At 38.9% G+C, this 23,753-nt stretch carries 21 protein-coding genes and 1 pseudogene; 4 read left to right on the top strand and 18 right to left on the bottom strand.

Features of this window, described 5'->3' with window-relative positions; all coding sequences use genetic code 11:
• The 17 genes from IQ230_RS12960 to IQ230_RS12885 form a co-directional block, all read right to left on the bottom strand.
• On the bottom strand, positions 1 to 888 hold the full coding sequence (locus IQ230_RS12960) for a phytanoyl-CoA dioxygenase family protein (RefSeq protein WP_193932396.1): 888 nt from the start codon (positions 886 to 888) through the stop codon (positions 1 to 3).
• A gap of 35 nt (positions 889 to 923) precedes the next feature.
• Entirely contained in the window at positions 924 to 1,547 is a 624-nt protein-coding gene (locus tag IQ230_RS12955) for a sugar transferase (RefSeq protein WP_193932395.1), read from the bottom strand.
• A gap of 120 nt (positions 1,548 to 1,667) precedes the next feature.
• Complete coding sequence (locus tag IQ230_RS12950) at positions 1,668 to 2,432, bottom strand: class I SAM-dependent methyltransferase (protein ID WP_193932394.1); 765 nt, start codon at positions 2,430 to 2,432, stop codon at positions 1,668 to 1,670.
• Between the two features lie 22 nt (positions 2,433 to 2,454).
• Complete coding sequence (locus IQ230_RS12945; RefSeq protein WP_193932393.1) at positions 2,455 to 3,567, bottom strand: GNAT family N-acetyltransferase; 1,113 nt, start codon at positions 3,565 to 3,567, stop codon at positions 2,455 to 2,457.
• A gap of 290 nt (positions 3,568 to 3,857) precedes the next feature.
• Entirely contained in the window at positions 3,858 to 4,985 is a 1,128-nt protein-coding gene (locus IQ230_RS12940) for a glycosyltransferase family 4 protein (RefSeq protein WP_193932392.1), read from the bottom strand.
• Positions 4,978 to 6,099 carry a glycosyltransferase family 4 protein gene (locus IQ230_RS12935; RefSeq protein WP_193932391.1) on the bottom strand — a complete coding sequence of 374 codons (1,122 nt, stop codon included), beginning with the start codon at positions 6,097 to 6,099 and terminating at the stop codon, positions 4,978 to 4,980. The genes IQ230_RS12940 and IQ230_RS12935 overlap by 8 nt, the downstream gene beginning before the upstream one ends.
• The gene (locus tag IQ230_RS12930) at positions 6,096 to 7,310 is read right to left on the bottom strand and encodes an O-antigen ligase family protein (RefSeq protein ID WP_193932390.1); all 1,215 of its coding nucleotides are present in this window, start codon (positions 7,308 to 7,310) and stop codon (positions 6,096 to 6,098) included. The genes IQ230_RS12935 and IQ230_RS12930 overlap by 4 nt, the downstream gene beginning before the upstream one ends.
• 33 nt (positions 7,311 to 7,343) lie before the next feature.
• Entirely contained in the window at positions 7,344 to 8,450 is a 1,107-nt protein-coding gene (locus IQ230_RS12925) for a glycosyltransferase (RefSeq protein WP_193932389.1), read from the bottom strand.
• 21 nt (positions 8,451 to 8,471) lie between these two features.
• Complete coding sequence (locus IQ230_RS12920; protein WP_193932388.1) at positions 8,472 to 9,572, bottom strand: glycosyltransferase family 4 protein; 1,101 nt, start codon at positions 9,570 to 9,572, stop codon at positions 8,472 to 8,474.
• Positions 9,563 to 10,918: a murein biosynthesis integral membrane protein MurJ gene (gene murJ, locus IQ230_RS12915; RefSeq protein ID WP_193932387.1), complete on the bottom strand. Its 1,356-nt coding sequence runs from the start codon at positions 10,916 to 10,918 to the stop codon at positions 9,563 to 9,565. The genes IQ230_RS12920 and murJ overlap by 10 nt, the downstream gene beginning before the upstream one ends.
• A 287-nt stretch (positions 10,919 to 11,205) precedes the next feature.
• Positions 11,206 to 12,657, bottom strand: coding sequence for a DUF4832 domain-containing protein (locus IQ230_RS12910; RefSeq protein ID WP_193932386.1), 1,452 nt, complete (start codon positions 12,655 to 12,657; stop codon positions 11,206 to 11,208).
• A gap of 292 nt (positions 12,658 to 12,949) precedes the next feature.
• Complete coding sequence (locus IQ230_RS28090) at positions 12,950 to 15,703, bottom strand: polysaccharide biosynthesis protein (RefSeq protein ID WP_193932385.1); 2,754 nt, start codon at positions 15,701 to 15,703, stop codon at positions 12,950 to 12,952.
• A gap of 681 nt (positions 15,704 to 16,384) precedes the next feature.
• On the bottom strand, positions 16,385 to 16,525 hold the full coding sequence (locus tag IQ230_RS12900) for a hypothetical protein (protein ID WP_193932384.1): 141 nt from the start codon (positions 16,523 to 16,525) through the stop codon (positions 16,385 to 16,387).
• A gap of 22 nt (positions 16,526 to 16,547) precedes the next feature.
• A complete protein-coding gene (locus IQ230_RS12895) occupies positions 16,548 to 17,879 on the bottom strand; it encodes a ferredoxin reductase family protein (RefSeq protein WP_193932383.1) in 1,332 nt (443 codons plus the stop codon).
• A 132-nt stretch (positions 17,880 to 18,011) separates the two neighbouring features.
• A complete protein-coding gene (locus IQ230_RS12890; RefSeq protein ID WP_193932382.1) occupies positions 18,012 to 18,362 on the bottom strand; it encodes a phage holin family protein in 351 nt (116 codons plus the stop codon).
• Between the two features lie 247 nt (positions 18,363 to 18,609).
• Positions 18,610 to 18,732, bottom strand: a complete 123-nt coding sequence (locus tag IQ230_RS27385; protein WP_265576213.1) for a hypothetical protein — start codon at positions 18,730 to 18,732, stop codon at positions 18,610 to 18,612.
• 132 nt (positions 18,733 to 18,864) lie between these two features.
• Positions 18,865 to 20,175 carry an APC family permease gene (locus IQ230_RS12885; RefSeq protein WP_193932381.1) on the bottom strand — a complete coding sequence of 437 codons (1,311 nt, stop codon included), beginning with the start codon at positions 20,173 to 20,175 and terminating at the stop codon, positions 18,865 to 18,867.
• Positions 20,176 to 20,586: 411 nt separating this feature from the next.
• Here IQ230_RS12885 and IQ230_RS12880 point away from each other — a divergent pair, with 411 nt between their 5' ends.
• The 4 genes and pseudogenes from IQ230_RS12880 to IQ230_RS27380 all read left to right on the top strand — a co-directional run bounded on the left by IQ230_RS12880 (position 20,587) and on the right by IQ230_RS27380 (position 21,712).
• The gene (locus IQ230_RS12880) at positions 20,587 to 20,799 is read left to right on the top strand and encodes a hypothetical protein (RefSeq protein ID WP_193932380.1); all 213 of its coding nucleotides are present in this window, start codon (positions 20,587 to 20,589) and stop codon (positions 20,797 to 20,799) included.
• Positions 20,800 to 21,212: 413 nt separating this feature from the next.
• Positions 21,213 to 21,503 carry a hypothetical protein gene (locus tag IQ230_RS26635; RefSeq protein ID WP_228054853.1) on the top strand — a complete coding sequence of 97 codons (291 nt, stop codon included), beginning with the start codon at positions 21,213 to 21,215 and terminating at the stop codon, positions 21,501 to 21,503.
• Positions 21,443 to 21,580, top strand: a pseudogene (locus tag IQ230_RS27910) (hypothetical protein); the annotation flags it as partial. The gene IQ230_RS26635 and the pseudogene IQ230_RS27910, both read left to right, overlap by 61 nt.
• Complete coding sequence (locus tag IQ230_RS27380; protein ID WP_265576212.1) at positions 21,581 to 21,712, top strand: hypothetical protein; 132 nt, start codon at positions 21,581 to 21,583, stop codon at positions 21,710 to 21,712.
• Positions 21,713 to 21,800: 88 nt separating this feature from the next.
• Here the strand turns inward: IQ230_RS27380 and IQ230_RS12870 are convergent, their stop codons facing one another.
• Positions 21,801 to 23,015, bottom strand: coding sequence for a PQQ-dependent sugar dehydrogenase (locus IQ230_RS12870; protein ID WP_193932379.1), 1,215 nt, complete (start codon positions 23,013 to 23,015; stop codon positions 21,801 to 21,803).
• Positions 23,016 to 23,753: the final 738 nt, after the last annotated feature.

Raw genomic sequence — 23,753 nt, 5'->3', positions numbered from 1 at the left:
TTACGAACTGGCTTCAGTCCATAGTACAGGAAATACTTTTGGATCGCTAAAATCTGGATCGCCATTGGCTAATTTTCGGCAGAGAACTTCATCAAAAATGTGAATTTCTTTTCCCTGATGGTTGCGAAAAGGACGATAATGATTTGCAGCATCTTGGAGGTGTACAGCTAGCGCTAAGCGAGGTGAGGTACTGTAGTTCGAGTAACTACCGTGAATTGTCCAGCGATGGTGAAAACTGACCTGACCTTTTTGCAAAGTCATCGGAACTTTGGTAATCTTGCGCCCAGGAGCATAAAATTTTTGTTCTGTCTCAGTCAGATTTTGCTGATTGAAATAGCGGATATCTTGTAATCCAGACCATTTATGACTACCGTCAATGACAACGAGTGGTCCTCTAGTTTCATCACAATCATGAAAAGGAATCCATGCGGTGAGTAAGTTAGGGGAACTACAGGTAGCCCAATAAGCACCATCAGCGTGCCAGCCTACAGCACTTTGGCGTTTTTTACTGGGTGGTTTATAAACGAGTTGATCGTCTAGAAGGCGAATTTGAGTTGTACGGGCAAGTCGGGCGGCGATCGCCCCGATAATTGGTTGTAGTGCAAGGAGGCGCAACTGCTGATTTTGCAATGAAACAAACTCGTTATTGCGGACAATATTGTCGCCATCTTCAGGCTTCCAATCACTAAATCCGCTCTCTACTGCAAGACGGTAATCGCGATCGCCACGATAATACTTTTCACTTCCTTGAATTGCGGCATCAATCACTTCATCAGGAATGACTTTTTGGGATATGTACCAACCGTGTTCCTCGTAAAAAGCAATATCTTCTTCTGTAGGTAATAATGCTAGTTGTGCTTCTGTCAGACGTGGAGTGAGTGTCTGCATCTGCAATATCTCCTCTAACCAATTTGCTCGTGATGTTAATGTTCGTTAAGTTGACCTTTAAATTCTTCGCACGTAGCGTAGCCTTGTTGGCTAATGCCCTCACGTTGCAGAACTTTCCACACTGTCAACCAAAGAATTTTGAGATCGAGCCACAAGCTCCAACTATCAACATACCAAACATCGAGTTTAAATCTTTCCTCCCAAGAGAGGGCATTACGTCCGTTGATTTGTGCTAAGCCAGTAATACCTGGTTTGGCTTCATGACGGCGTGCTTGTTCAGGAGTGTAACGGTCGAGGTATTTAATGAGTAAAGGGCGGGGTCCAACAATACTCATATCGCCCTTAATGACGTTCCATAGTTGTGGAAGTTCGTCTAAACTTGTACGACGGATAAATTGTCCTACTGGCGTCAAACGTTGTTCGTCAGGAAGTAAATTACCTTGGGCGTCACAATCATTAGTCATTGAGCGAAACTTGTAGAAATTAAAGATTTTGCCGTCTTTCCCAGGACGCTGCTGCGTGAAAAAAATTGGTCGTCCAATCTGTGTAGCAATGGCGATCGCAACTCCTACCATGATAGGAGATAATAAACTAAGAGCGATGATTGCTGTAATTTTGTCTAGGAAAGATTTTACCAAGCGGCTAAACTTGCTATTCATTAGCACCCATCAGAAAATTTTTATTTTTCCTAAAGAATTAGTTTATCCTAGTTTTGAACCAAAATGAGATTTGATAGGGGCAGGGCAGGATGACTACCCCACTTTTCTTTGTGGTACCGATCAAGTCTTTTGACAAACACAGTAAAGCATTCCTGCGATGGGCTGATGCGCTAAACTTTCAGAATCAAGCATTTGCTGTTGTTGAAGTTGATAACTTGAACCAAGTGCTAGTATTGTGAAACCTACAGATGTTAATGCTAAAGTTGCTTCGTGCAGACTATACCAATACATATACGGTTCGCGATCGCAAAGTGCCTTCCAGTTGGGCTTTCCACCAAGTTTGAGCCAAGGTAGATAGTTCAGCGTTCGGTTTGATCCGCGTAACTTTCTTGTTGTTCTGAGATACATCAAGAATGGTAAATAGACTAGATTTTGAAGTCTAGATTCGAGATATAAAAACGAGAATAAAGCGATACCTTTCCTTTTTAAAATTCGATAAGCTTCTTGAATTGCTTTTGTTCGTCCTACTTCAGTTTCAATTGAGCTAACAATCTGCTGTAAATAAATTATCTGCTCAAAGCTAGAATCTGTATACTCTAACTGAGTTGCATCTTGAACTTCAAAACTAATTTTAGAATTAGGATTTTTTTGTTGAGCTTGTTCAATATACTCAGGCATATAGTCATAGCCATAAAGAGAATTAAAGCCCATTTTCTCCATTTCTAAAAGAATTCTGCCACCACCAGTACCTGCTTCCAACGTTTTTCTTTCTTTATCTAAGTAAGTATCAACTAAATACTTTTCCTCATCAAGCAGATTTACCCCATATGCCCAGGCATCAAATTCTGCTGTGCTGTATATTTGTTTGTTATTAACTTTTGACATGATTTAGTTAGTAGTTTGCTATTTAACTGCAACGATAAGCAGGAAAAAATTCAGAGTTCAGTAGTTCTTCAAAAGAAATATTTAATTCTGCTGCACGTTTTTGAACTAAATTGTGGTATTTTTTTTGATTTACAACTAAGCGAATTGTTGAAAATGTATGTGTCTGTTTGGAAAAACCAGCTTTGAAATGAAAAAGGCTATCTTTTACACTGCCAACACCGCCACCAAGGTGTAGAAACTCATTGTTACATTCTTTAGCCCAAGTGCGGACATAGTCAAACATGAGTTTACTCGGTGCTTGTTTGAGAAAGGCTGATTTTGTGCCACCCAAGTGATATTGAACGATGCCACAAGCTTCAGTAAATAAACCACTACAAATAACTTCATTGTCTAATTCAACAATACATAAGTGAAGTTGATTTTTGAGAGCTTGCGATAGTTCGACAAAATAATCTCTGCCAAAGTAGTAGGATGGACTTGCTCCTACACGATCCATTGTTTGCTCATAAATATCAACAAAATCATCAATATATGCTACGAACGGCACTATTTTGGCTGTCATCCCAGCGCGTTTGCATTTGTTGATTTTATTGCGATGTTCTGGTCTGGTTTGACTCCATATTTCTGCAAGTGATAATTTTAGATTGACCGAAACAGTTTCGCCGTTGATTTTGTTACATGGATACTCGCTTACATTTTGATTGAGTAGAGGATGAAGTCGTATAAAAGCCGAGCAAACATTTTTTTTAGATAACTGGCGTGTTAACTCATTAATGGCAAACCTAAGGAATTCTGGATTGTTAGCTGCTTCGTTTAATAAAATTCCTGGATAGCCATAAGGAGAAATAACATCAAAAAGATTGATCTGGGGCTGAAGAATTGGAAATAGATCGTCACACGAGCGTAGCAAATAGGGAACAAAGAAAATTTTGTCGCGTTCTGTAATTAAAATAGCTTCAGGAATTGCTTTAATTCTTTGTGCTTCTAAAGCTACATATGCAGGTAGATGATAAATATCATGGCGTAAGATAGTTAATGCTTGTTGCCATAAAGGATTTGCTAAATCAAGTACTTGACAGATGGGTTTGTTTGAGAAAAGAGTATTTATAGATTGAGCTTTGTGGCAGCTTTTCATGTCATATCCACTCAGGTCTATCACAGCAACTTGAAATTTTCTCTCAAGGTGTAAATATTTTAACTAATTACATGTACGTAGTTTCCATAAATTACTACTGTGATAAGAATTTTCAATTTTACTGAGTACTATAGATACATATATCAAACATTGCTTGATAAACATATGAGTTATATCAAATCCAGTTAATTACGATTCAAGTAGCTAGTGAATAATGACTAGCAACTCAATAATAGTTTGGTTATTCAATCAGAGATCATATTAATCATAAGTCTTTCAATGTACTAAACTTAGATATCATTTAAAGCTTCAGCATAGAGTTGCTCGTGTTTGGCGATAACTTGCTGTAAGTCATAATTAGTCATGCGATCGCGTCCTTTTTTCCCTAAATTTTGAGCAGCTTCAGGTTGATCTAGCACCCAACTCATAGCTTGTGCAATTCCAGAGACGTCTCCTAACTGAACTAAAAGATGAGATTCTAAAAGATCTTGAATACCTCTAATATCAGTACCAATAACAGGAACTTCTAAACTCAAAGACTCCATCACACTCCGAGGTAATCCTTCTTGGGCTGAAACAAGTAAAGTTGCGACTGAGGCACGAATCAGTACCGGAATATCGCGTCGCAGCCCCAGAAAATGAGTGCGATCAGCAATACCCAACTCAGAGGCTAAGCTTTGCATTTGTGCTTGCAACGATCCTGTTCCTGCTAGTGCCAAGTGGGCTTGCGGTTTTAATAAAGCAAAGGCTTGCAGAAGATCGCGATGACGTTTACGAGGAATAAATTCTGCAATTGACAAAAATAGGGGAGTTTCTGGGGTCAAACCCAATTCTTGACGTACTTGCCTCACCTCAGTCGGTGCAACTGCGTGAGGACTGTAGTAATCTGTATCTACGCCGATTCCTGGCATGTATCGAACTTTAGTTGCAGGAACAATTTGATTCGCAGCTTGTTCATCTTCGCGATTAATCACGACAAGATAATCTGTCCATTGCCCTGCGAATTTTTCTAGGGTTTGAAAAATTAGATTTTTTATGGGTGAACCACCACGATAGAAGTGAAATCCATGCGCTGTATAAATGACTCGTGGTTTTGTTGAGTTTTGCCAACAATTGATAGCATAACGAGTGACAAACGCTGCAACTGGGGTGTGAACGTGGACTAAATCATAATTTTGTTGGTCAAGAACTTGCTGAATTTGACGCGGTGCATTGATGAAGTTGCGTGGATCGAGAGGATTTCGCGACCATTCGATATCCCAAACGCGATCGCATGCACTAATACACTCGTTACAATCAGTAATACCTTGTGCCATAGCATCAACTTGCCAACCTTGTGCGCGAAAGTGGGCGATATAAGGCAACAGAAACGCCCGCACAGTAGCAGGAATTGTTGTAACAATCAAAAGTCTATACATATAAAGCTTGATACTGGGCGACAACGGCATCAAGGGCAAAATTTTCTTGAATTCTGACTCTTGCTGCTTGACCTAAAGCAGTTCTTCCTGCTGAACCGATTTCAATTAATTCTTGCCAAGCCTTAGCGAGGGCTTGAGGATTTTTTGGTGGGACAACTTTTCCGGTGTTGCTAACAATCCACTGAGAATCACCAACATCTGTAACAGTACAAGGTACTCCACAAGACATTGCTTCTCCTACTACCAAAGGAAACGCTTCACCATAAGCTGAGGCTGAAGTTGCAATATCGAGGGCAGCCATTAAGTCTGGTATATCACTACGTTCACCCAAAAGATGAACTTGAGACTGTAGCGCTAGATCGTCAATAATTTGTTGCAAATTTTGATTTGCTGCATCAACGTCTGTACCTGCTAGCAAAAAATGAACGTTTGAATATTTTTTAGTTAAAATTGCCGCAGCTTGCAAAAAGTTTGCATGATCTTTCATTGGATGATAGCGACAAAATAATCCGATTAATAATGTATCTGGGGCTAATCTCAAAGCAGTGCGAAGATTGATTCTTGCCTGTAATGAAGGTTGAAAGCGTACAAGATCAAAACCGTTAGGAATAACGCAGCTATTTTGATGACAATATCCTAATGCTTCGTGTTGCGATCGACTTGTTTGCGAAACAAAAACAATTTTTTTAGGAGAATCAGATATTTTTGCACCTAGTTTAATAATTGCTTGCGTCATTTGCTTTTCAGCATCAAGTGCCGCAATTGAGTGATGAATTCCCCAAATAACTGGAATTTTAGGTGTAAAAAAACGACTAGCAACGTATGCAGCTAAGTTGCCGTGATACATCCAACCTTGAATTATATTTGGTTGCAATTGACGTAAAGTCCGAATCAAATTCCAGAAAATATTTGGTGTAGGAAGTGCCCCTGGTTTCATACCAAGGGAATATACAGGGAGATCTAATTCTAAAATGCGATTGCCTAATGTTCCTTGTTCCAGCAACGAGACTACACTTGGGCTAAAGCGATCGCGGTTTATCCGCGACAACAGATTGTAAAGCATGATTTCTGCACCACCAGTAGAAAGTCCGGTGATGACATGAACGATTCTCATATTTGGTGCCTTAAGTGATATTTCTCCTCTTGTTGACTTGTCACATTCAATGCTGCCATTAAAGCAAAGCTGAGTAAAATGAATCTATCTTCAAGTATTGTGTGACTAAACAAACCCCACAATAGGATAAGTATGGCAAATGATAGGGCAATGTATCGGTTTTTTCCTCTATTAGGATATGTTACGGCATAAACAAATAAGGGCAGAATTAAGATACCTAAAAAACCATGATCTGCCATAAATACCAAATACATATTATGCGTCGAGATTCTATAACTCCAATCTATAGTTGAAGCAATTCCATTTCCCCATAATGGACTTTGAATGAATAATTGCCATCCAGCAATTAAAATTGCCATCCGCGAATCTGCAGAGTGTTCAGAAGCAGTTGGGTCTTCAAACCATTCCAACCTTTCGCGAACTCCGTACGGAAGTTGATTGATATTAATAAAGTTACTGCCCAGTAGTCCCAATCCAATAACAATAATTCCTGTTCCAATCAGCCAGTAGATTAATTGATGTTTAGTAATAACTTTTTGCTTAAGAAAAATGAGGATAACTAAAATCCATCCTAAAATTGCTCCACGAGAAAAAGTCAGTAGAATTCCCAATCCTATAAATGCAATAAAATATGGGCGATATTTTCGAGGTACTAAACCAGTACCAAAGATCATACTTAAAACAAGAGCGCATCCAGTTCTGTTAGGATCTACATAAAACCCTGCTGGACGACCTGTATCATTAAGTCCACCAAATACCAAAGGATTTAAAAGTTCATAAATATTGTTAAGAACTCCCATGATACCAACAATGATAGTTGCATATCGTGCTGATGATTGAACAGCACGATATCGAGAAAATATCAGTAGCATGATTAGAAAAAACAAAACTGATAAAATCCGTAGTCTTAATTCTTGATAACCAGCATCAGACGATAAAAAGATCAGAAAAGACAATAAAGAAACTAATAAATAACTACTACACCAAGTAACAATAGGTGCTGAAAAAAAATCAATTCTACTAAAAATTGAAAGTAGTAACGGAAGCGATGCAAATCCAAATAGAACAATCAACATCACAGGTGCAGGCGCTTGCCCAGTTCTGAAAAAATAAAGATCTATATCAGAAAAGAAGAGAATAACAGCACCTACTGCTAGTATACATTGATAATAAAGAAGCAGATCGTGTTTTCTATCTAAAGCAGGAGTCATAATTTTATAGATACTATTTTTTACACGAGCGTTTTAGTAACCTAACAAACTCAGATATTTAGGAACTGCTTGTTGTAATGAAAAATCTTGCGATCGCTGAATCAATAATTCTTGCTTAGTAGGACTGCTTAATACTTTTAACATTGCTGCTGCTAAAGCATGAACATCCCCTACTGGTACTAAAACCCCATATTTACCATCTGCTAGAATTTCTTCTGGACCACTAGGACAGTTAGTAGAAATAACAGGACAACCACAAGCCATTGCTTCAATTAATACAGTTGGTAAACCTTCCCAGCGCGAAGAAAGAATAAAAGCAGTAGCCTTACTCATGTAGGAATAAGGATTATCAACAAATCCTGCTAAAGAGACGTCTTCAGCAATTTTTAGTTCTTGCATTAGTGCTTCTAGTTCTTGTCGTGCTTCACCTTCTCCTAAAATTAACAATCGTGCTTGTTGGGTTTGACGTAAAATAGCAAAAGCTTTAATTAAAGTGCTGAAGTCTTTTTGTAGAGTAAGTCTTCCGACAGCTAGAAATACAGGTAGAGCTTGACTTTGAAACCAAGGATGATCTAGAGTTGCTTTTGCTTTATTAATCAGTTCTTCATCAACAACCGGATTATAAATTGCATGAAGCTTATAGGGAACAATATTTAAATGTTTGCTTAGATCATCGGTTACGCCTTGAGAAACTCCTACAACTGCATCAGCACTTGGATACAACCATTTCATAAATAATGGGACAAGTTTTGCCCGCAGAAGTTTAGATCTAGCCACAGATAAGGTGTCATGTTCTACCAAAACAAGTCGAGTGTTTGTCGATGCTAGTTTATTTGCCATGACTGCGATCGCATTGGCATGATTCATATGTGACAATAATGCGTCTGGTTTAGTTTGACGTAGATAACGCGATAAAGGTGCGATCGCCTTAATGACTCTTCCTGCTTCTAAGTCAATAATTTTGACTTGAGAGGGAACTTGTTCCAAGTATGGACCTTCTTTGCTGGCTAAAACTAAATCTAAAGACACATCATATTGCAACATTCCTTTAAGAAGATTTATTGCTACTTTTTCTGCACCACCACCATGTAAAGCAGGTAGAAAAAAAGCAATACGTTTTGTTGATGAAAATTCAGGCATAGTACTAAGCTGTAATTTGTGCTAGCGCACAACCTCGTCAAATAATGCTTCCCATTGACGCATTGCACTATCAAGACTAAATCTTGTGGAAACTTCTGGCGCACGGTTAGCTAGTTGCTGACGCGCTACTTCATCTGTCATTAAATACTTCATTGCTGTAGCTAGCGCTGTAACATCTCCATTAGGTACTAAAATACCATCTATGCGATCGCGAATAATTTCTCTAGGACCGCTAGGACAATCTGTACTAATCACAGGTAAACCGCAAGCTAAAGCTTCTCCATGCACCATCGGAAAGCCCTCGAATCGAGAAGCCATTGCAAAAAACTTTGCTTGTCTGAGGATCGCAAAAGGATTATTTACAACTCCAGCTAGAACAACTTGATGTGACAAACCTAACTTATTCACATAAGTTTCTAACTCTTGCCGTAACTCTCCCTCACCTAAAATAATCAATTGCCAATCTGAAAACTGATCAGCTATTTTCTGGAATGCAGCTATTAATAAGTCAAAGCCCTTTTGATAAGTCAACCTACCCATAGCAACAATCCACTGCTTGTGCGGGTCAAATTGCGGCAGATTAGCTACATGTTGATTTTCACGAATGATGAGTGGATTGTAAATGACCATTCTTTTTCTTGCAGGTAGCCACTGAAAAGCACTGTCTACACCTTGACTAACACTAACAAGCTTCGCTGTACGAGGATAGGTAATTCGGCGCAGTTTTTCCCAAATAGCGCCACCATATTTCATGCCAACATCACAATGTTCTGTGACAATCACTGGATAACCTGTTGCTTGCAGCGATAACACAGTTGTAATGTTAGTTTGATCGACAAAAGAAATCACTACATCTGGTTGAGTAGACTGAATTGCTCTCCTTAACTGTAACAAGCGATAAAGATTATTTCTTACGGCTTGAAAAAGATTAGGAGATTTTTGCATCACATCTAAAGCAATTCTCGTCACTTTTGGTGGCAACTGATAAAAATCATTTTCCTTTCCTGAAAGTGTTACTACAGCAACATTATGTCCTTGCTGCAAAAAGCCCTCTGCCAGCAGAACCAAAACTCGTTCTGCCCCACCACAGGTAAGAGTTGCAGTTACTAGTGTTAATCGCATTGTGCTGCAAATATTTTTAAGTTTTTGTTAGCAAAAAAGAGTAAATACAAAAAAGAGAATAAGTAGACACAGCTAGTGGATAAAGCAATACCACTCACTCCGATCCATTGCATAAATAAGTAGTTGAGACTAATATTAATTAGAAGATTGAAGACTGACACCCACATTAAAATATGATTTAGTCGCATTGAAGTGAGGAGCTTTACCACAAAAATATCTGCTATATAAAAAGGAATTTGAAGGGCGTACAAAGATTGAATTTGAGCAACTGTTTGTGTATCTTCAGATGTAAAAGAACCCCGTTGGAATAAGATTTCTACTATTAATTCAGAACTTAGTAGTAGTAATCCAGTAAAAGGTATAGACACAGCAAATATCAACCACATATAGCGATTTAATGTGTGGCGTACCCCTGCCCATTCATTGCAAGCAACCATTCTAGAAAAATAGGGAATGACTGCTGTACTTAAAGCTGTTGTTGCAAGCGTAATAGGAAATGCAATCACTCGATTGCCATAATTAAGTGATGCCACACTTCCTGGTGCCAGCATAGCAGCCATAGATTGATCGACCAAAGTAGCACTACACATAATAAACGCGCCAATCAGTGCTGGTACGCATTGATGAGCAACTTGGCGTATTGCTGGATTAATACCATACCACTTTGGTAGCAAAAAGATACCTTGTTTATGCAGTGCCAACCCTAGTAAAATAATTTCTATTGCCGTACCTGCAACGAGTCCTGCTGCTAAAGCAAAGATCCCCCAAGATTTGATAAATAGAAAAATAATAGTAACTGCTGGAGTGGCGATTGGAGCTAGTGCCGCTAATGCAAAACGCTCGCCGGCGTTCAAAACGGCTCCCCAAATGGTAACAATACTACTGAGTAAAATAATTGGGGCGATCGCACACAGCAAGTAAAATGTTAAACCGAGTTTTTCTGAATCAAACCCAGCTGCAATCAATGGTAGATAAACTGGTGCTGAAAGGATCGTGAGTAAGGTCGTTATTCCAAGTAAACCTAACCCCCAAATCATGGTTGCAGAAAATAAATGTTGCGCCGCTTGTATACCTTGTTTTTCTCTAACTTGAATGTAAGTAGGAATTAAAGCCGCATTAAAAGAACCAGCAACAACATTAATAATAAAAGCAGGTACTAACAAAGCAATTAAAAAAGCATCAACTGCATCACTAGTACCGAACCTCCAAGCAACTACTAATTCTTTAATTACAGCTGCGATTTTGACAAATGCAGTTAGGATAGCAACCGTAATGGCTGCACCAAAAATTTTCCGATTGACGGAAGTGCTTGTTAGTTTTGTCCAACCATTTATTAATCTTTGCACTTGCCAATTCCTTGAAGTAGCTTTCTACTTTATGAAACTATTCTACTTTAATGAAGTTAACTTACTTGTCTTGATGATAGCTTCATGTAGTAGACAACTATTTTGCTTTTTTAAATATGCCTAATAAGGAGTTATGATTAGCTGTTTGCAATATATATTTTACAATAAACAGCTATATATCATCATAGTTTTGGCAATAAATTTATTTTAAAAATTGAAAGTAGCGGAAAATCTCTCATAAATTCCGCTACAGACTGCTATATTTAAAACTTGTAAAGACTGAGGAATTACCGAGAAGTAAAAATTTGAGTACCTGAATAATTACTTCCCGAGCCGTTTGAAGTAACTGTAACAGTGGTTGATAATAAATTATAACCTGTTGCTGCTTCCCATGTATTTTGATTTGCTAGCCGAACAGAGTATGCTGGGCGATTATATAACTTAGATGACGGATCGGGAAGATTAAGGAGAACTTGATACTCTCCACTCGGCATATTTGCTGGAATACCTGCCTTAACTGTGACAGTTTTTGTACTACCAGGTAGCCATTTGCGCGGATCTTCATTGACTGGTATGTAGTATTCTTTTTTTGTCTGCTTATGACGTAAAACAATTTCTACTTTACGGGGATTGTAAGCATTAGCCCAGCCGTCATTAGTCACAACAAAATTCATTGCAAAAGTACCTGCGGGCTTAACTTGGTTAGGAATTGTTGACTTGAGTAACCGAAAGCGGTAGCCTAGACGTTTTTTAATTTCTGGCATACAGCCTTGCTTTTCCCAACCTTGTACAACTGTGTGATGAAATTCTAGATTTAAGACACTCCAGCGTAGTTGTGCCATTTCTGTTAACGCATTTGCACAACCAATATAAGGTTGTGCATGGCTACTAGCACTTGCAGTTTCACCACCATGAACAACATACAAATTATCTGTACTTAAGTATTGTTTATCTCTTTCTACCTGGCGATAAGTATAAAACCCTAAATTATCAGAACTTGCCAAGAAACCATCATTGTGAGTCGCTGTTCTAGCGCGATCGCTTCCGCTAAAAGCTTCACTCGATTTGAGTGGTTGAGTTGTGTTAAACATATCCATTTTCTGCTTGGGAAATGGTAACGCAACCATTCTTTGTGGAGGTAAGACAGTCAGCATTTTAGAAAATATTGCTCTTGAATCTGCTGTAACATCTAAATTTGTGTTATTAATCAACTGATGAGAAGAGCGATTCCACTGTCCCCAAGCACCAATAAATCCTGCTTCTAAATAAGCAATCACATCATGGTTATTTGTTAACACAGGTCGCAATTGTTCTAGATGATTTAAAATAACATCTCTTGGTGCATCATATCCACCAATGTCCCAATTATAGGCAAAGCGAACTACTAATTTTATCCCAGCTTGTCGAGCTATATCTAAGTCTTGTTTGACAAATTCGAGAAAAGATGGCGGTAAGCTATTGTAACGATATTGTGGAATGATGTAAAGACGTCTAACTAAACTTATATTCCTGCTTTTTAGTGTTGCTAACTGAGAAGCTTTTAAGGGAGATTCTTGATGTCTTGTCAGGTAATTTATATAGAATCCACGCTCAGGATTAGTAAAATTTTCTTGACTTACTTGATAATTTTTCGTTTCTCCACTAATAGTGGTAGCAGCATGACATGAACCAGTAACAGTTAAACTCAATAATGAAAAAATAATAGGTGTTCGCAAACGCTGTAGAAGTTGTCTTACCATGATTTATCTGAATAGGAAACATCTCATATTTAGTTTTGATAGTTAGATTTTTATAATAACTATACATAACCAAATGACAAATTGAAGATAGCTTTACTTATATTTTTTACCCTAGAGTAAATCTACTGAAAATAGAGCTATATTCTGTTTTTCCTTATGCTGATAATTCAGGATTTTTACTCATTTAAGAAGCTATCCTCAACAAAATTGAGGGAAATATTCAGTAAGATCTCAGTATTTGAATAGACATTTTGCATCTACTGTTATTTTACTACCACCAATAATTATATACCTAAAAGGTATTGATTGGAGTGTAGTGTGTTGCTAGTAATGGTTGAATTGCTTGGCTTTCTAGAGGTTCTGAGAACAAATAACCCTGTCCATATTTACACTCAAGTGCCCGAACCTGTGCAAGTTGCTTTATTGTTTCTACACCAGTAGCCGTGAGGTTTATATGCAAGTCGTGCGCGATCGCAGCGATAGTTTGCATAATTTCTGAAGTTTCACTGTCAGTAGAACTAATGAGCGTACGATCCAGCTTTAACTTACTAATTCTGTGATTTTGTAGAAGTTGCGGTAATTGCTGAAGTAAGCTCAAGAAAGAGTATCCAACACCAATATTATCTATTTGTAACTGAACACCTAAATTATTTAACTGTTGAATGACTGCCGAAGCACGATCGAGATTTTCTAAAATAACGTTCTCAGATATCTCTAATCTCAAACTACCTGCTGTCAAATTGACATCTTGCAAAATTTGGGCAACTTGTTTGCTCAAGTCAGGTTGAAAAAACTGCTTGTGCGAGAAATTGATACTCATCGTTAAGCGAATGTGAGGAAATTGGTGTTGCCAAGTTCGGAGTTGTCTGCAAGCTTGACGCAACACCCACCAGCCAATTGGGATAATTAAATCTGTACTTTCGGCGAGATCGATAAATTTAGATGGTGTTATCAAGCCTTGTTGAGGATGTTGCCAGCGCAATAAAGCTTCAAATCCTGTAATCTCATTCGTGTTTAAGTTGACGATCGGTTGATAGTGAATGCGAAACTCGGATTGTGTTAAAGCATTTTGCAAGTCTTTTGCGAGTTGTTGTGGTTTTGTGACTTGATGTAGGCGATCGCTTGAGACAACTGTACTATCCTTAGGAATTGCATTACTTCCTGGTTGATACTCGATGACTAGCTGTTTTAACAAAGAAGCAATAGCTCGATTATCATTTAAATTTGCGGCTTCACAAAGCGCTGCCACCATTGCATCTAAATTTAAAGGAATAATTCCACTCGCATTGCCAACTGAAACAATCTTCTCGTGCTGCGTTGGTTCGTAACGTTCTCCAGGAATAAACAACTCCTCATACAGTTTTTCTCCTGGTCGCAGCCCTGTATACACAATATCAATGTCTTTACCGACTTCATAACCAGAAAGGCGAATGAGATCTTTTGCTAAATCGACAATCTTAACAGGTTCCCCCATTTTAAGCATAAAGACTTCTCCACCTTGACCAATCACCGCAGCTTGCAGTACAAGTTGAACTGCTTCGGGAATTGTCATGAAATAACGGCAAATATCAGGATGTGTAATTGTAATTGGACCGCCTGCTGCAATCTGTCGCTTAAATGTCGGAACTACACTACCTCGACTCCCTAATACATTGCCAAAACGCACAACAACAAAAGGTTTTTTACTTTTTTGTGCTGCTTTTAAGACCAACATTTCTGCTGCCCTTTTGCTTGCACCCATAATACTTGTGGGATTCACAGCTTTATCGGTAGAAATCATTACAAAGTGTTTTACGTTGTAGTGCAGTGCCAAGTCGAGTAGATTTTTTGTTCCTACAACATTATTCGTAATTGCTTCTGGTGAGTTTGCCTCCATTAATGGCACATGTTTATGTGCTGCTGCATGGAAAACAATATCTGGTCTAAATTGCTCAAAAGCATATTCCAGGCGCAATGCAAAGCGAATATCAGCAATTAACGTTGTCAGCCGAGGTGGATTTGGGCAAGAATGCCAAGAGTCTAAGACTTGCTTGAGTTCCTGTTGAATGTTGAAAACAGAGTTTTCTCCGTGTCCGACAAGCAATATTTCTGCAGGACAACATTGCAATACTTGACGGCAAATTTCACCACCTATTGAGCCTCCAGCACCTGTAATCAAAACTCGCTTGCCATTGAGAAAGTGTGAAACCTCCTTGACATCTGTTTTAATTGGTTCGCGTCGCAGCAAATCTTCAATTTTGACATCTCGAATACTGGCAACACACGCATTACCACTAAGGATTTCATGCATGCTTGGCAAGGTACTTGTCGCCACACCTAAAGATTGACAGCGATCGACAATTTGTCTCACTGTTTTTCCAGAAACAGTCGGCATGGCAATAATGACGCGCTCGATGTTGAAAGCGCGAACAATATCTGGAATGTTACGGCAATCGCCTAAAACGCGAATTCCCCGAATGCGTAAGCCTAGTTTTGTTACGTCATCATCAATAAAACCGACTGCATAAAGACCTAGTTCAGGATTATGTTGAATTGTTTGAACTAGCGACACGCCCGCATTACCAGCACCAATAATCAACGCCCGTTCGTACTGGTGAGTTGTTTGCGGTAATTGATACATGCGCTCTACAGCACGTACGCTAAAGCGTACTCCACCAACTAAGAGTAAACTAAGTATGCCATCGAGTAGTGGTAGCGATCGCGGTAAGTCGTCTACTAAGGCACTACTGTAGTAAAGCAGGTAAAATAACCAACTTTGAACAATAACAGCAGCAGTCATAGAAGCCACGACTTGAATAAGTTCATCAATACTGGCATAACGCCAACAGCGGCGATAAAAACCAAACAAGTACAGCAGTACGATCTTTACAACTAAAAATAGGATTGTTACAATAAGAACGTCGGTGCCATACACTCTATAGACAAATAATTTGTCTAAGCGCAACGCGAGTGCTAATGCAGGTGTTAATAAGAAAATTGCTGTATCAACAGCAAGAAAATGGCGGTTACGTAACCTCAGCCAAACACTTGATAGTGTATCTATCATGACTTTACGTCCAGGCAAATTTTCAAGACAATCTCCTTTCCTCAACTCAAACTGAAGAAGGATTTTCGTTAACTTAGTAGTATTTGATTAAGGAGATTGGTGGATTTTGGGCAATCGCTCGATATCCGTTGTTTACACAAATAAGAATTTGAACAGGCTTATATAAGATTTATTGATGAACTGAAAATTTAATTCAATTACTCCTCGATTAGTCATTACGGACAACCACACATGATTAATAATAATTAGGGTTTGCACTAGTTCGTCTCAGTCTCATAGACTAAGCTAATGCTGTATAAGACATTAATTTGTACACCAAGAAAATTATTTGTTCCTACAAGATACCACTAATATTGATAGCTTTTTACTAATTTTTTGTTAAAGCTTCTGTAAATTTTCAATGTTCATTTAATGAAAGCATGCTTTAACTGTAACTTTTACAGTAAGACTTAAATATAAAAACCAGTCCAAAGATAGATAAAAAATTGCGTTTATCTCCAGTTGTCGTACCTGGTGTCCAAACATTAATATTTGCGTTAGCTTCTAGAAGAAATTGTGCTGAGCAAAAACTAGTTTCAATTTAGTCGGATTGAGAAGATCCTGGTTGAGCAGGCAAAAAATACCTAACCCTGGGTGATTCATTGGTGTGGTTAATGCACCAACTTTACATCAAATACCAAGTTAGTTAGTATTAGGTTCAACCCAACCCGAATCAATGCTTGGCTCGACTGGGCGTCTTTGGACATAAGCAAACAATGCTGACGCCAATACAAGGACAACAGAGACAAATGCCACTACTTCAAGCATGATTTTAAAACGCATAATTTTTAAGCTGTGACCTCTATCAAACAAGATTAAAGTGTTCCATGTGAATGTATTTTGCTGGAACTTTTAGCTCGTGCAGAGCTTTTTCTGCTTCATCTAAAAAGCGAGGAGAACCACAAAGGAAATAGCGCCAGCCTTCGCGATTATCGGGAATGTGTCGTGCTAGGAGATCTTTATCTACGTAACCTGATTCTCCTGCCCAATCTTCAGGAGGTTCTTTAATAACATGAGTCACTGTGAGACTATCTAAGCGCTTGTTGAGATATTCCAAGTCTTCCCGAAAAGCAACATCGTCCCACGAACCGTTGGCGTAAATTAAGCGAATTGGTCGATGATCGCCGCGTTCCGCAAGCGTAATCATAATACTGATCATTGGGGTAACACCGACACCGTTGGCGATTAGAACTAAGCCAGCGCAGTCAAAACGATCAGGCGTAAAAGCCCCGTGAGGACCATCTAGAAAAGCTTTTGTTCCAGGCTGAACATTTTTAATTGTATTTGTGAAGTCACCAACAGCTTTGATTGTTAGTGCAACTTGGTCGCCGCGATCGCCATTAGAAGAAAATGAAAACGGATGCTCTTGAATGCGATACGGAGAACGATCCAAAGTAAGCCAAGCAAATTGTCCTGGCAAAAAACGAATGCCTTCGTGTCCCTGCGGACGCAGTACTAATGTGTAAACATCACCCCGCTGAGGTACAACAGTTTCTACCCGATAGGGTTTTTGCATCATCAGCCACGGTTTGATCAAGCGGACATATATTAAAGAACCAAACGCCAGTAAGGCTAATAGTATCCACAACATCGCCTTCCACGGCAGTGCGAGATAGTAGTTTACACCAAAAGCATGAGCTAGCCCTAAACCTACCGTCGCAACCGCCAGAATTCCATGACTCGTCCGCCACACTTCATAGTTCAGCTTCAGCTTCTCTCGCCATAGTGAAGTCACAACTAGTAAGATTAATGATATCGTCGAAATAACCGCAAATCTTGCTCGCCAAGGTGCTTCAAAGAAGTTGAGTAGTCGTAGATATTCAGCGTCCTGGAAAAATAAAATGATTGGGTGAATTAGGATTAGCGCAAAGGCAACTTGGGTAATATAGCGATGGTACTGCAAGACAATATCAATGCCGTAAGGTGCGGCGATCGCATCAAAACGAGCTGTCAATGCAAATTGCAGCATCATCATTGCCAAGCCCACATAACCCAATGCTGCGGAAAATTCGATCCAAAATCCCCTCCCTCCTGGTGCTGGGTGAATTAACAGAATTAACAAGGGAGAAAGGGTTACTAAGAGGTATAAAACAATCCAAAATGTTCCTGCAACCCAGGGATTTTTCATTTGAAACATCTTTCTCTTTCCACTTAATTTGAGATTGACGTTGAACTACAGCAGTCTTATGTTGACTGTGAAAAACGGTAGAATTTGGTAATAGCTCTTTTTAAAAATTTTGATTCAATGAGCTTGCCATAAAACTAACCTTTATATTCCTACTGTACCAAGCAAGCCGAATAAAATAGAGTTGACGATGCTCAAAGCAATTGTGCCAATTAAGGCACTCCAAATTCCCCAACGCAAACGAAATCCATGTACTAACAATGCTGCTAATCCAAAAATAATTGCATTGATAACAATGCTGAATAAACCCAAAGTTAAAAGATTGATGGGAAAAGCTAGAAAAGCAATAATTGGTCGGACAAAAGCATTGAGAAGTCCAAAAACTGCTGCAGATATTGCGGCTTTCCCAAAACCGTCAACTTCAACACCAATAGGTATTTTTGAAATAATTAAAAAACTGATTGTAGTTACAATCCAATTAATAATAATTCCCATTTAATAACTCCTCTAAAAACTCCTTTAGAGTATTTGGTTCAAATCGAGAACCATACACTGTTCATAATTTCATATTATTTGCAGACAATGTGGCGAAAAAGTGACAAGGTACTTATTGTAATTGAATTAGTTTAAATTAAGTGAGGTGGGTTACTGCCCACCTCAAATAGAAAAGTCAATCAGAACAACAATTGACTATCTTTTTGCTGTGCCAGCATAAGTTACACGGTAAATAACACCATTGGTATCATCTATAAATAATAATGCTCCATCCGGTGTCATACCAATACCCTACTGGTCTACCAAATTGTGCAGTTCGTTGGTAGTGTTCTACACCTGTGGATGTATCAAACAGCCCGAGCAAATTCATAGCGGTTGATGAACAATCCAATCACTATATCGTGTAGCCAGAACAGTTTTTGGTTTTTGATTAAATACCTGCAATCATTTTTACAATTTTCACATAGTATTGTCTGTGATCGCTATCAACAAACACTGTTAATCACTTCATTGAAGATGACATAACAAGTTTTCTAATCACAGTTTTCCATATCAACCCAGCAACAATCAGTCCAATACCGACTAACCAAACTCGCTGTTCTACCCAAAAAGCTAGGAAAAGACAAGCGGATAAACCGATCCAAGCAATCCATTTGGGATAAAGCCGTTGTTCATCAGGAATTTGTAATGCTGATAAATCAGTAATGGCATAGTAAATTAATACAGAAAACGCACTAAAAGACCAAGTTGTTCTCACATCACCAATTAACACCAAACAGGCGATCGCTGTTCCCATAATGAGTACTGCGATATAAGGTGTTGTGCGTGATGAATTCATTTTAGAGACAAATTTGGGCATATCTTGACGCCGCCCCATAGCTAGCAAAACGCGAGATAAACCTAAAACTAAATTCAGTAACACGCCTAATGTTGCTGTCACAGCACCAACTGCCAAAATTAAACCACTACCAGGAATATTAATGCTACGCGCCGCAATTTCTAAAGGTGCAACTTGTGCGCTAGTCACTGCTCCTAATGTCTCTGCTCCTACTGTACCAATACCCACAACGACAACACCGATATAGAGCAACATCGTTATCGCTAGTGTAATTATAATTGCTTTAGGAATCGTCTTTCGTGGTTCTTTGACCTCTTCGCCAAGTGTCGCAATTCGTCCGTATCCAGTATAAGCAACAAACATCAAGGCGGTTGCTTGTAAAACTGAAGCAACCGGATTACTGGTATCTGCGACAAACGGAGTGAAATTTTCAAATTCAGTAGATACCACTACTGGTAAACCAGCCACAATAAAGAAAATCAAAGAGAGTAGTGTAATTGAAACAATAGTTATATTGACAATCTTTGAGCGTCGTACTCCACCCAAAACAATCAAAGTGAGTAAGACAACAGCTGCTAATGCCGTAGGAACCAAGTAAGTGCGATCGCTAATTCCCAATAAATTCAACAAGTAACCCGCAAAACCCAAAGCCGCAGTCGCTGCTGAAGCCGATTTTGCTACCAAAAACATCCACCCTGCTGTAAACCCTAGCCAAGGCGTGAGATATTTATAGCCATACTCATAAGCACCACCACTCACAGGATGACTCGCGGCTAATTGAGCGCTATTTAAGCCATTACAAACTGCCACACAAGCCGCGATCGCCACCGAAATAATCACAGCAGGTCCCGCTACACCCGCAGCAATTCCCGTACTGACAAATACACCAGCACCCACAATTGAACCTAAACCAAGGGCAACTGCACCAACTACACCTAATTCTCGCTTGAGTGATGGTGATGAATTCTGTGACATGGTTTCTTGCTTAGACTTAAGTATATATAAAGATATAGCGATCGCTTACATAACGCTATTCTGCATCAGAACTATCTTCGTCTTCACTTGCTAGTTCAGTTGTCAACAACATCACCTCAAAACTACATATTTGCATTTGATTACGTCGTTAATAGTCAGTTAATAAGAGGTTAAATAAAATATAAATATCAGTATTTTATACCTATTGGTATAAATTATTATTAAATAATTTTTGTACTTTCAAATACTTTTTGACTAGTTGGCAATGCCTCTACTAATCTAACTGCCTCAAGACTCTGTTAAACTTCATCAAAGCTTAATGTTTCTGAAATTATCTCTGCTTTGCGACTGATGCATTTAAATCGCAAGGCATTGAAAACTTAGTATTAGCACCAAATAAAGGGAAAAAACATGAATTCTGAACAAAGCAAAAATAATATTCCGGCAGGCTACAACTCAGAAGAAACAACAGGCATCTCCCCTGATATTGCCACTGAGGAAATAGATCAAAACACTGCTAGTCAAGAAACCGAAAACACTGATACAGTAACTCCTGACGATACTGCTCCCGCGCCTGGAGAAAACGTTGTTGATCGTCAAATAGACATCATTGCTCGAATGTAAGTAGAAACAAACTAAGACGAGGTATTTGCCTATGGGGTAGGTATTTGCCTCCCCACAATTAAGCTAATCCTAAATTTAAACAATTAGCTTTCATACAGCAGTTAAGTAGTAAACTTAGTACAAGCATCTTCACTTCTCGCCCTGAAAAATTATTTCAGGGCGAGTGTTTTTTTATACTAATATTGTTTTATAATAACAAAAGATTAAACTCAATTTAACGAGCGATTAAGTTTAAATTTTTACTACACAGTGTAGAAGATTCAGAAATTTTATAGTAGAAAATTTAGTCATTAATTCTACAGCTTACTTAAACTAGAATTGACAGCAACTCACAATAAATTTAGCAAAATCTATTGCAGTGATAGAAATTTTTAGGCATTTACTTTGATCGCAAATCGTAGAGGTTGAATTGCATGAATAAATTGCTAATTATTGGTGGTAGTGATGCAGGCATCAGTGCAGCTTTACGTGCTAAAGAAGTTAATTCGAGTATCGATGTCACAGTTGTCGTAGCAGATTGCTTCCCCAATTACAGTATTTGTGGTTTGCCATTTTATCTCAGTGGTGAAGTGACAGATTGGCACAACTTAGCCTACAGAACAGCATCAGAGATTGTAGATGCAGGAATTAATCTTTTACTCGACTGTACTGCTCAAACTATCATGTCCGCATCACAGGCGATCGCCGCACCCAGCGTTTATTAGGCGCTCAAATTGTCGGTCATTGCCAAGCAGAAGTTGATAAGCGAATTGATATTTTCGCAACTGCTCTATTTCATAACATGAAGATCGAAGATCTCAACGACCTCGATCTTAGTTATACACCACCTCTCAGTAGCCGTTGGAACCCTGTGCAAATGAGTGCCCAAGCATGGCTAAAGAAATACTCCTTTTCATTACTTGTCTCGGCTTAAACGCAGATCAGGTAGTGGAGAGTTATGAGTTATGAAGAGTCTTTTAATTCAAAACTCAAAATTCAAAACTCAAAACTTCTTTAGCTACTTACCGAGTAACGCGTAGTATCTTATCTTGTCCTGCGGGACAGCTACCTCTGCCATCACAGTTACTTGTTGTGATATAAAGTTCTCCATCAGGACCCATCACAGCATCTCGTAGCCTACCATGTTCGCCCTGTAAGTAGACTTCATGTTGTTTGATTTGCTGAGAATTAGGATCGAAAGCAACGCGATGTAAGTGTTCAGAACGCAGTGTTGTAATCATCAAATTACCTTGCCACTCTGGAATTGCATTTCCGGTATAAATTGTTGCGCCTCCTGGCGGTGCGGCTTCTCGCCAGACTAAAGAGGGAGTCACTAATCCTTCCTGCGATTCACAGCGATAAATTTTGGGCCATCCTAAATTATCACCTGCTGTGGCGACACTGACTTTATCGTGACCGCTTCTCCCTAATTCGCCACTAGGACCGTGATCTGTCACCCACATCGTTGATTCGTTTGCCCAGTCAAAACCTTGCGTGTTGCGAATGCCGCTGATATATACAGGATTACCTGGAAATGGATTATCTTGGGGAACTTCACCATCAGGTGTCACGCGCAAGATTTTACCAGCTAAGCTGCTATTATCCTGAGAAATATCTGGATCTCTCGCATCCCCAGTGCCAATATAGAGCATCCCATCTGGACCAAAGCGAATACGTCCGCCGTTGTGATAAAGTGCAACTGGAATATCATCAACAATGATGCGATCGCTAGTAGCACTCGTTCCGTCTTGAGATAATTGCCAGCGTTCAACTCTATTTACTGGCGTTCCACTGCGCTCAGCAGTGTAATATACATAGAACAGACGGTTTTCTGCAAAGTCAGGATGAGCTGCAATGCCAAGTAAGCCACCTTCACCGCTATCAGTAACACTAATTGTTGCCACAGGTGAGGATTGTAATTGACCATTTCGGACTAATCGCACTCTTCCTGGTCTTTCTGTCACCAACATATCGTTGTTAGGCAGAAATGCGATTCCCCAAGGAACTTCTAATCCAGTCACAACTTCTTCGGTTCGCACACTAACTTGTCCTTGTGGACCTGCGCCTTCGGGTACTAAAGTACAAGCTTGTTGGTTTGCACTTGCTAATTGTGATTGAGGTGATTGAGCAACGTTGTCATTACTAGAAACTTGTTCTGAGGATTGTACCCCACAAGCCGCAACACCTAATGTACTAATACCTGCTACTACACTGCCAATAATTCTTGTCAGCTGCATTTATACCCTCCAATTATGTTAACTTGAAATTTGATATAAACTTGCTTTTTACGCATTCAAGTTTTGAGAAAATGACATCATCGATATAGTTTTCTTGATGAATATTTCATTGAAATTGTTTCATTGTCTGATTGGCAATCAAGTATAAAATTAATATCAATCAGTTGACAGATAAAAAATCTCAAATTCAAAATTCTTAGCGATTATAAATTGCAGCTATACATACAAAATTAACTTTGCGGCTTATTTTTATTCAGTTTATATATCTTGGAATTTGTTCGTTTATTAACGAATTTCCACCAATTGTTTCTGAGTTTTGCACTTACAATGTGATGAAAATATTCCTGAACTCATTACTTAATACTGCTAATTTAAGCGAAATTATGTATTTTTAACTATTATAGCGTAACAGTAGAAGTTAACCGCTGCCATAAGAACTTGTACTTCTATATAATTCTTCCTATAGATAGAAGACACATAGTTAAGTAAGCCAAATCTAAAAAACTAAGATCAAGAGAAAGGAACTCAGCAGTTAATGTGAGATCGTGCGATCGCCGATTGCCCAATTAGCTAGATCTTCTTAAAAATATCAATTGAGGAGTAATATTTGATACAGCCTATTGCAAGTTTATGAGGTACAGTAAGAGGAGTACACAAATGAAGTCTAATGAAACCGTACTCGCTCGACTTGCGAGAAAAAATAGTTAAGGCATACACACAAGGTGACACCTCAATCAG

The organism is Gloeocapsopsis crepidinum LEGE 06123, assembly GCF_015207655.1.
Taxonomy (GTDB): domain Bacteria; phylum Cyanobacteriota; class Cyanobacteriia; order Cyanobacteriales; family Chroococcidiopsidaceae; genus Gloeocapsopsis; species Gloeocapsopsis crepidinum.
This window is presented reverse-complemented; position numbering and strand designations above follow the sequence as displayed.

What these genes read in the sequence shown, in the direction of transcription:
- IQ230_RS12960 (WP_193932396.1), bottom strand. Translation starts at nt 888, where the DNA reads ATGCAGACACTCACTCCACGTCTGACAGAAGCACAACTAGCATTATTA.
- IQ230_RS12955 (WP_193932395.1), bottom strand. Translation starts at nt 1,547, where the DNA reads ATGAATAGCAAGTTTAGCCGCTTGGTAAAATCTTTCCTAGACAAAATT.
- IQ230_RS12950 (WP_193932394.1), bottom strand. Translation starts at nt 2,432, where the DNA reads ATGTCAAAAGTTAATAACAAACAAATATACAGCACAGCAGAATTTGAT.
- IQ230_RS12945 (WP_193932393.1), bottom strand. Translation starts at nt 3,567, where the DNA reads ATGAAAAGCTGCCACAAAGCTCAATCTATAAATACTCTTTTCTCAAAC.
- IQ230_RS12940 (WP_193932392.1), bottom strand. Translation starts at nt 4,985, where the DNA reads ATGTATAGACTTTTGATTGTTACAACAATTCCTGCTACTGTGCGGGCG.
- IQ230_RS12935 (WP_193932391.1), bottom strand. Translation starts at nt 6,099, where the DNA reads ATGAGAATCGTTCATGTCATCACCGGACTTTCTACTGGTGGTGCAGAA.
- IQ230_RS12930 (WP_193932390.1), bottom strand. Translation starts at nt 7,310, where the DNA reads ATGACTCCTGCTTTAGATAGAAAACACGATCTGCTTCTTTATTATCAA.
- IQ230_RS12925 (WP_193932389.1), bottom strand. Translation starts at nt 8,450, where the DNA reads ATGCCTGAATTTTCATCAACAAAACGTATTGCTTTTTTTCTACCTGCT.
- IQ230_RS12920 (WP_193932388.1), bottom strand. Translation starts at nt 9,572, where the DNA reads ATGCGATTAACACTAGTAACTGCAACTCTTACCTGTGGTGGGGCAGAA.
- IQ230_RS12910 (WP_193932386.1), bottom strand. Translation starts at nt 12,657, where the DNA reads ATGGTAAGACAACTTCTACAGCGTTTGCGAACACCTATTATTTTTTCA.
- IQ230_RS28090 (WP_193932385.1), bottom strand. Translation starts at nt 15,703, where the DNA reads ATGATAGATACACTATCAAGTGTTTGGCTGAGGTTACGTAACCGCCAT.
- IQ230_RS12900 (WP_193932384.1), bottom strand. Translation starts at nt 16,525, where the DNA reads ATGCGTTTTAAAATCATGCTTGAAGTAGTGGCATTTGTCTCTGTTGTC.
- IQ230_RS12895 (WP_193932383.1), bottom strand. Translation starts at nt 17,879, where the DNA reads ATGTTTCAAATGAAAAATCCCTGGGTTGCAGGAACATTTTGGATTGTT.
- IQ230_RS12890 (WP_193932382.1), bottom strand. Translation starts at nt 18,362, where the DNA reads ATGGGAATTATTATTAATTGGATTGTAACTACAATCAGTTTTTTAATT.
- IQ230_RS27385 (WP_265576213.1), bottom strand. Translation starts at nt 18,732, where the DNA reads ATGAATTTGCTCGGGCTGTTTGATACATCCACAGGTGTAGAACACTAC.
- IQ230_RS12885 (WP_193932381.1), bottom strand. Translation starts at nt 20,175, where the DNA reads ATGTCACAGAATTCATCACCATCACTCAAGCGAGAATTAGGTGTAGTT.
- IQ230_RS12880 (WP_193932380.1), top strand. Translation starts at nt 20,587, where the DNA reads ATGAATTCTGAACAAAGCAAAAATAATATTCCGGCAGGCTACAACTCA.
- IQ230_RS26635 (WP_228054853.1), top strand. Translation starts at nt 21,213, where the DNA reads ATGAATAAATTGCTAATTATTGGTGGTAGTGATGCAGGCATCAGTGCA.
- IQ230_RS27380 (WP_265576212.1), top strand. Translation starts at nt 21,581, where the DNA reads ATGAAGATCGAAGATCTCAACGACCTCGATCTTAGTTATACACCACCT.
- IQ230_RS12870 (WP_193932379.1), bottom strand. Translation starts at nt 23,015, where the DNA reads ATGCAGCTGACAAGAATTATTGGCAGTGTAGTAGCAGGTATTAGTACA.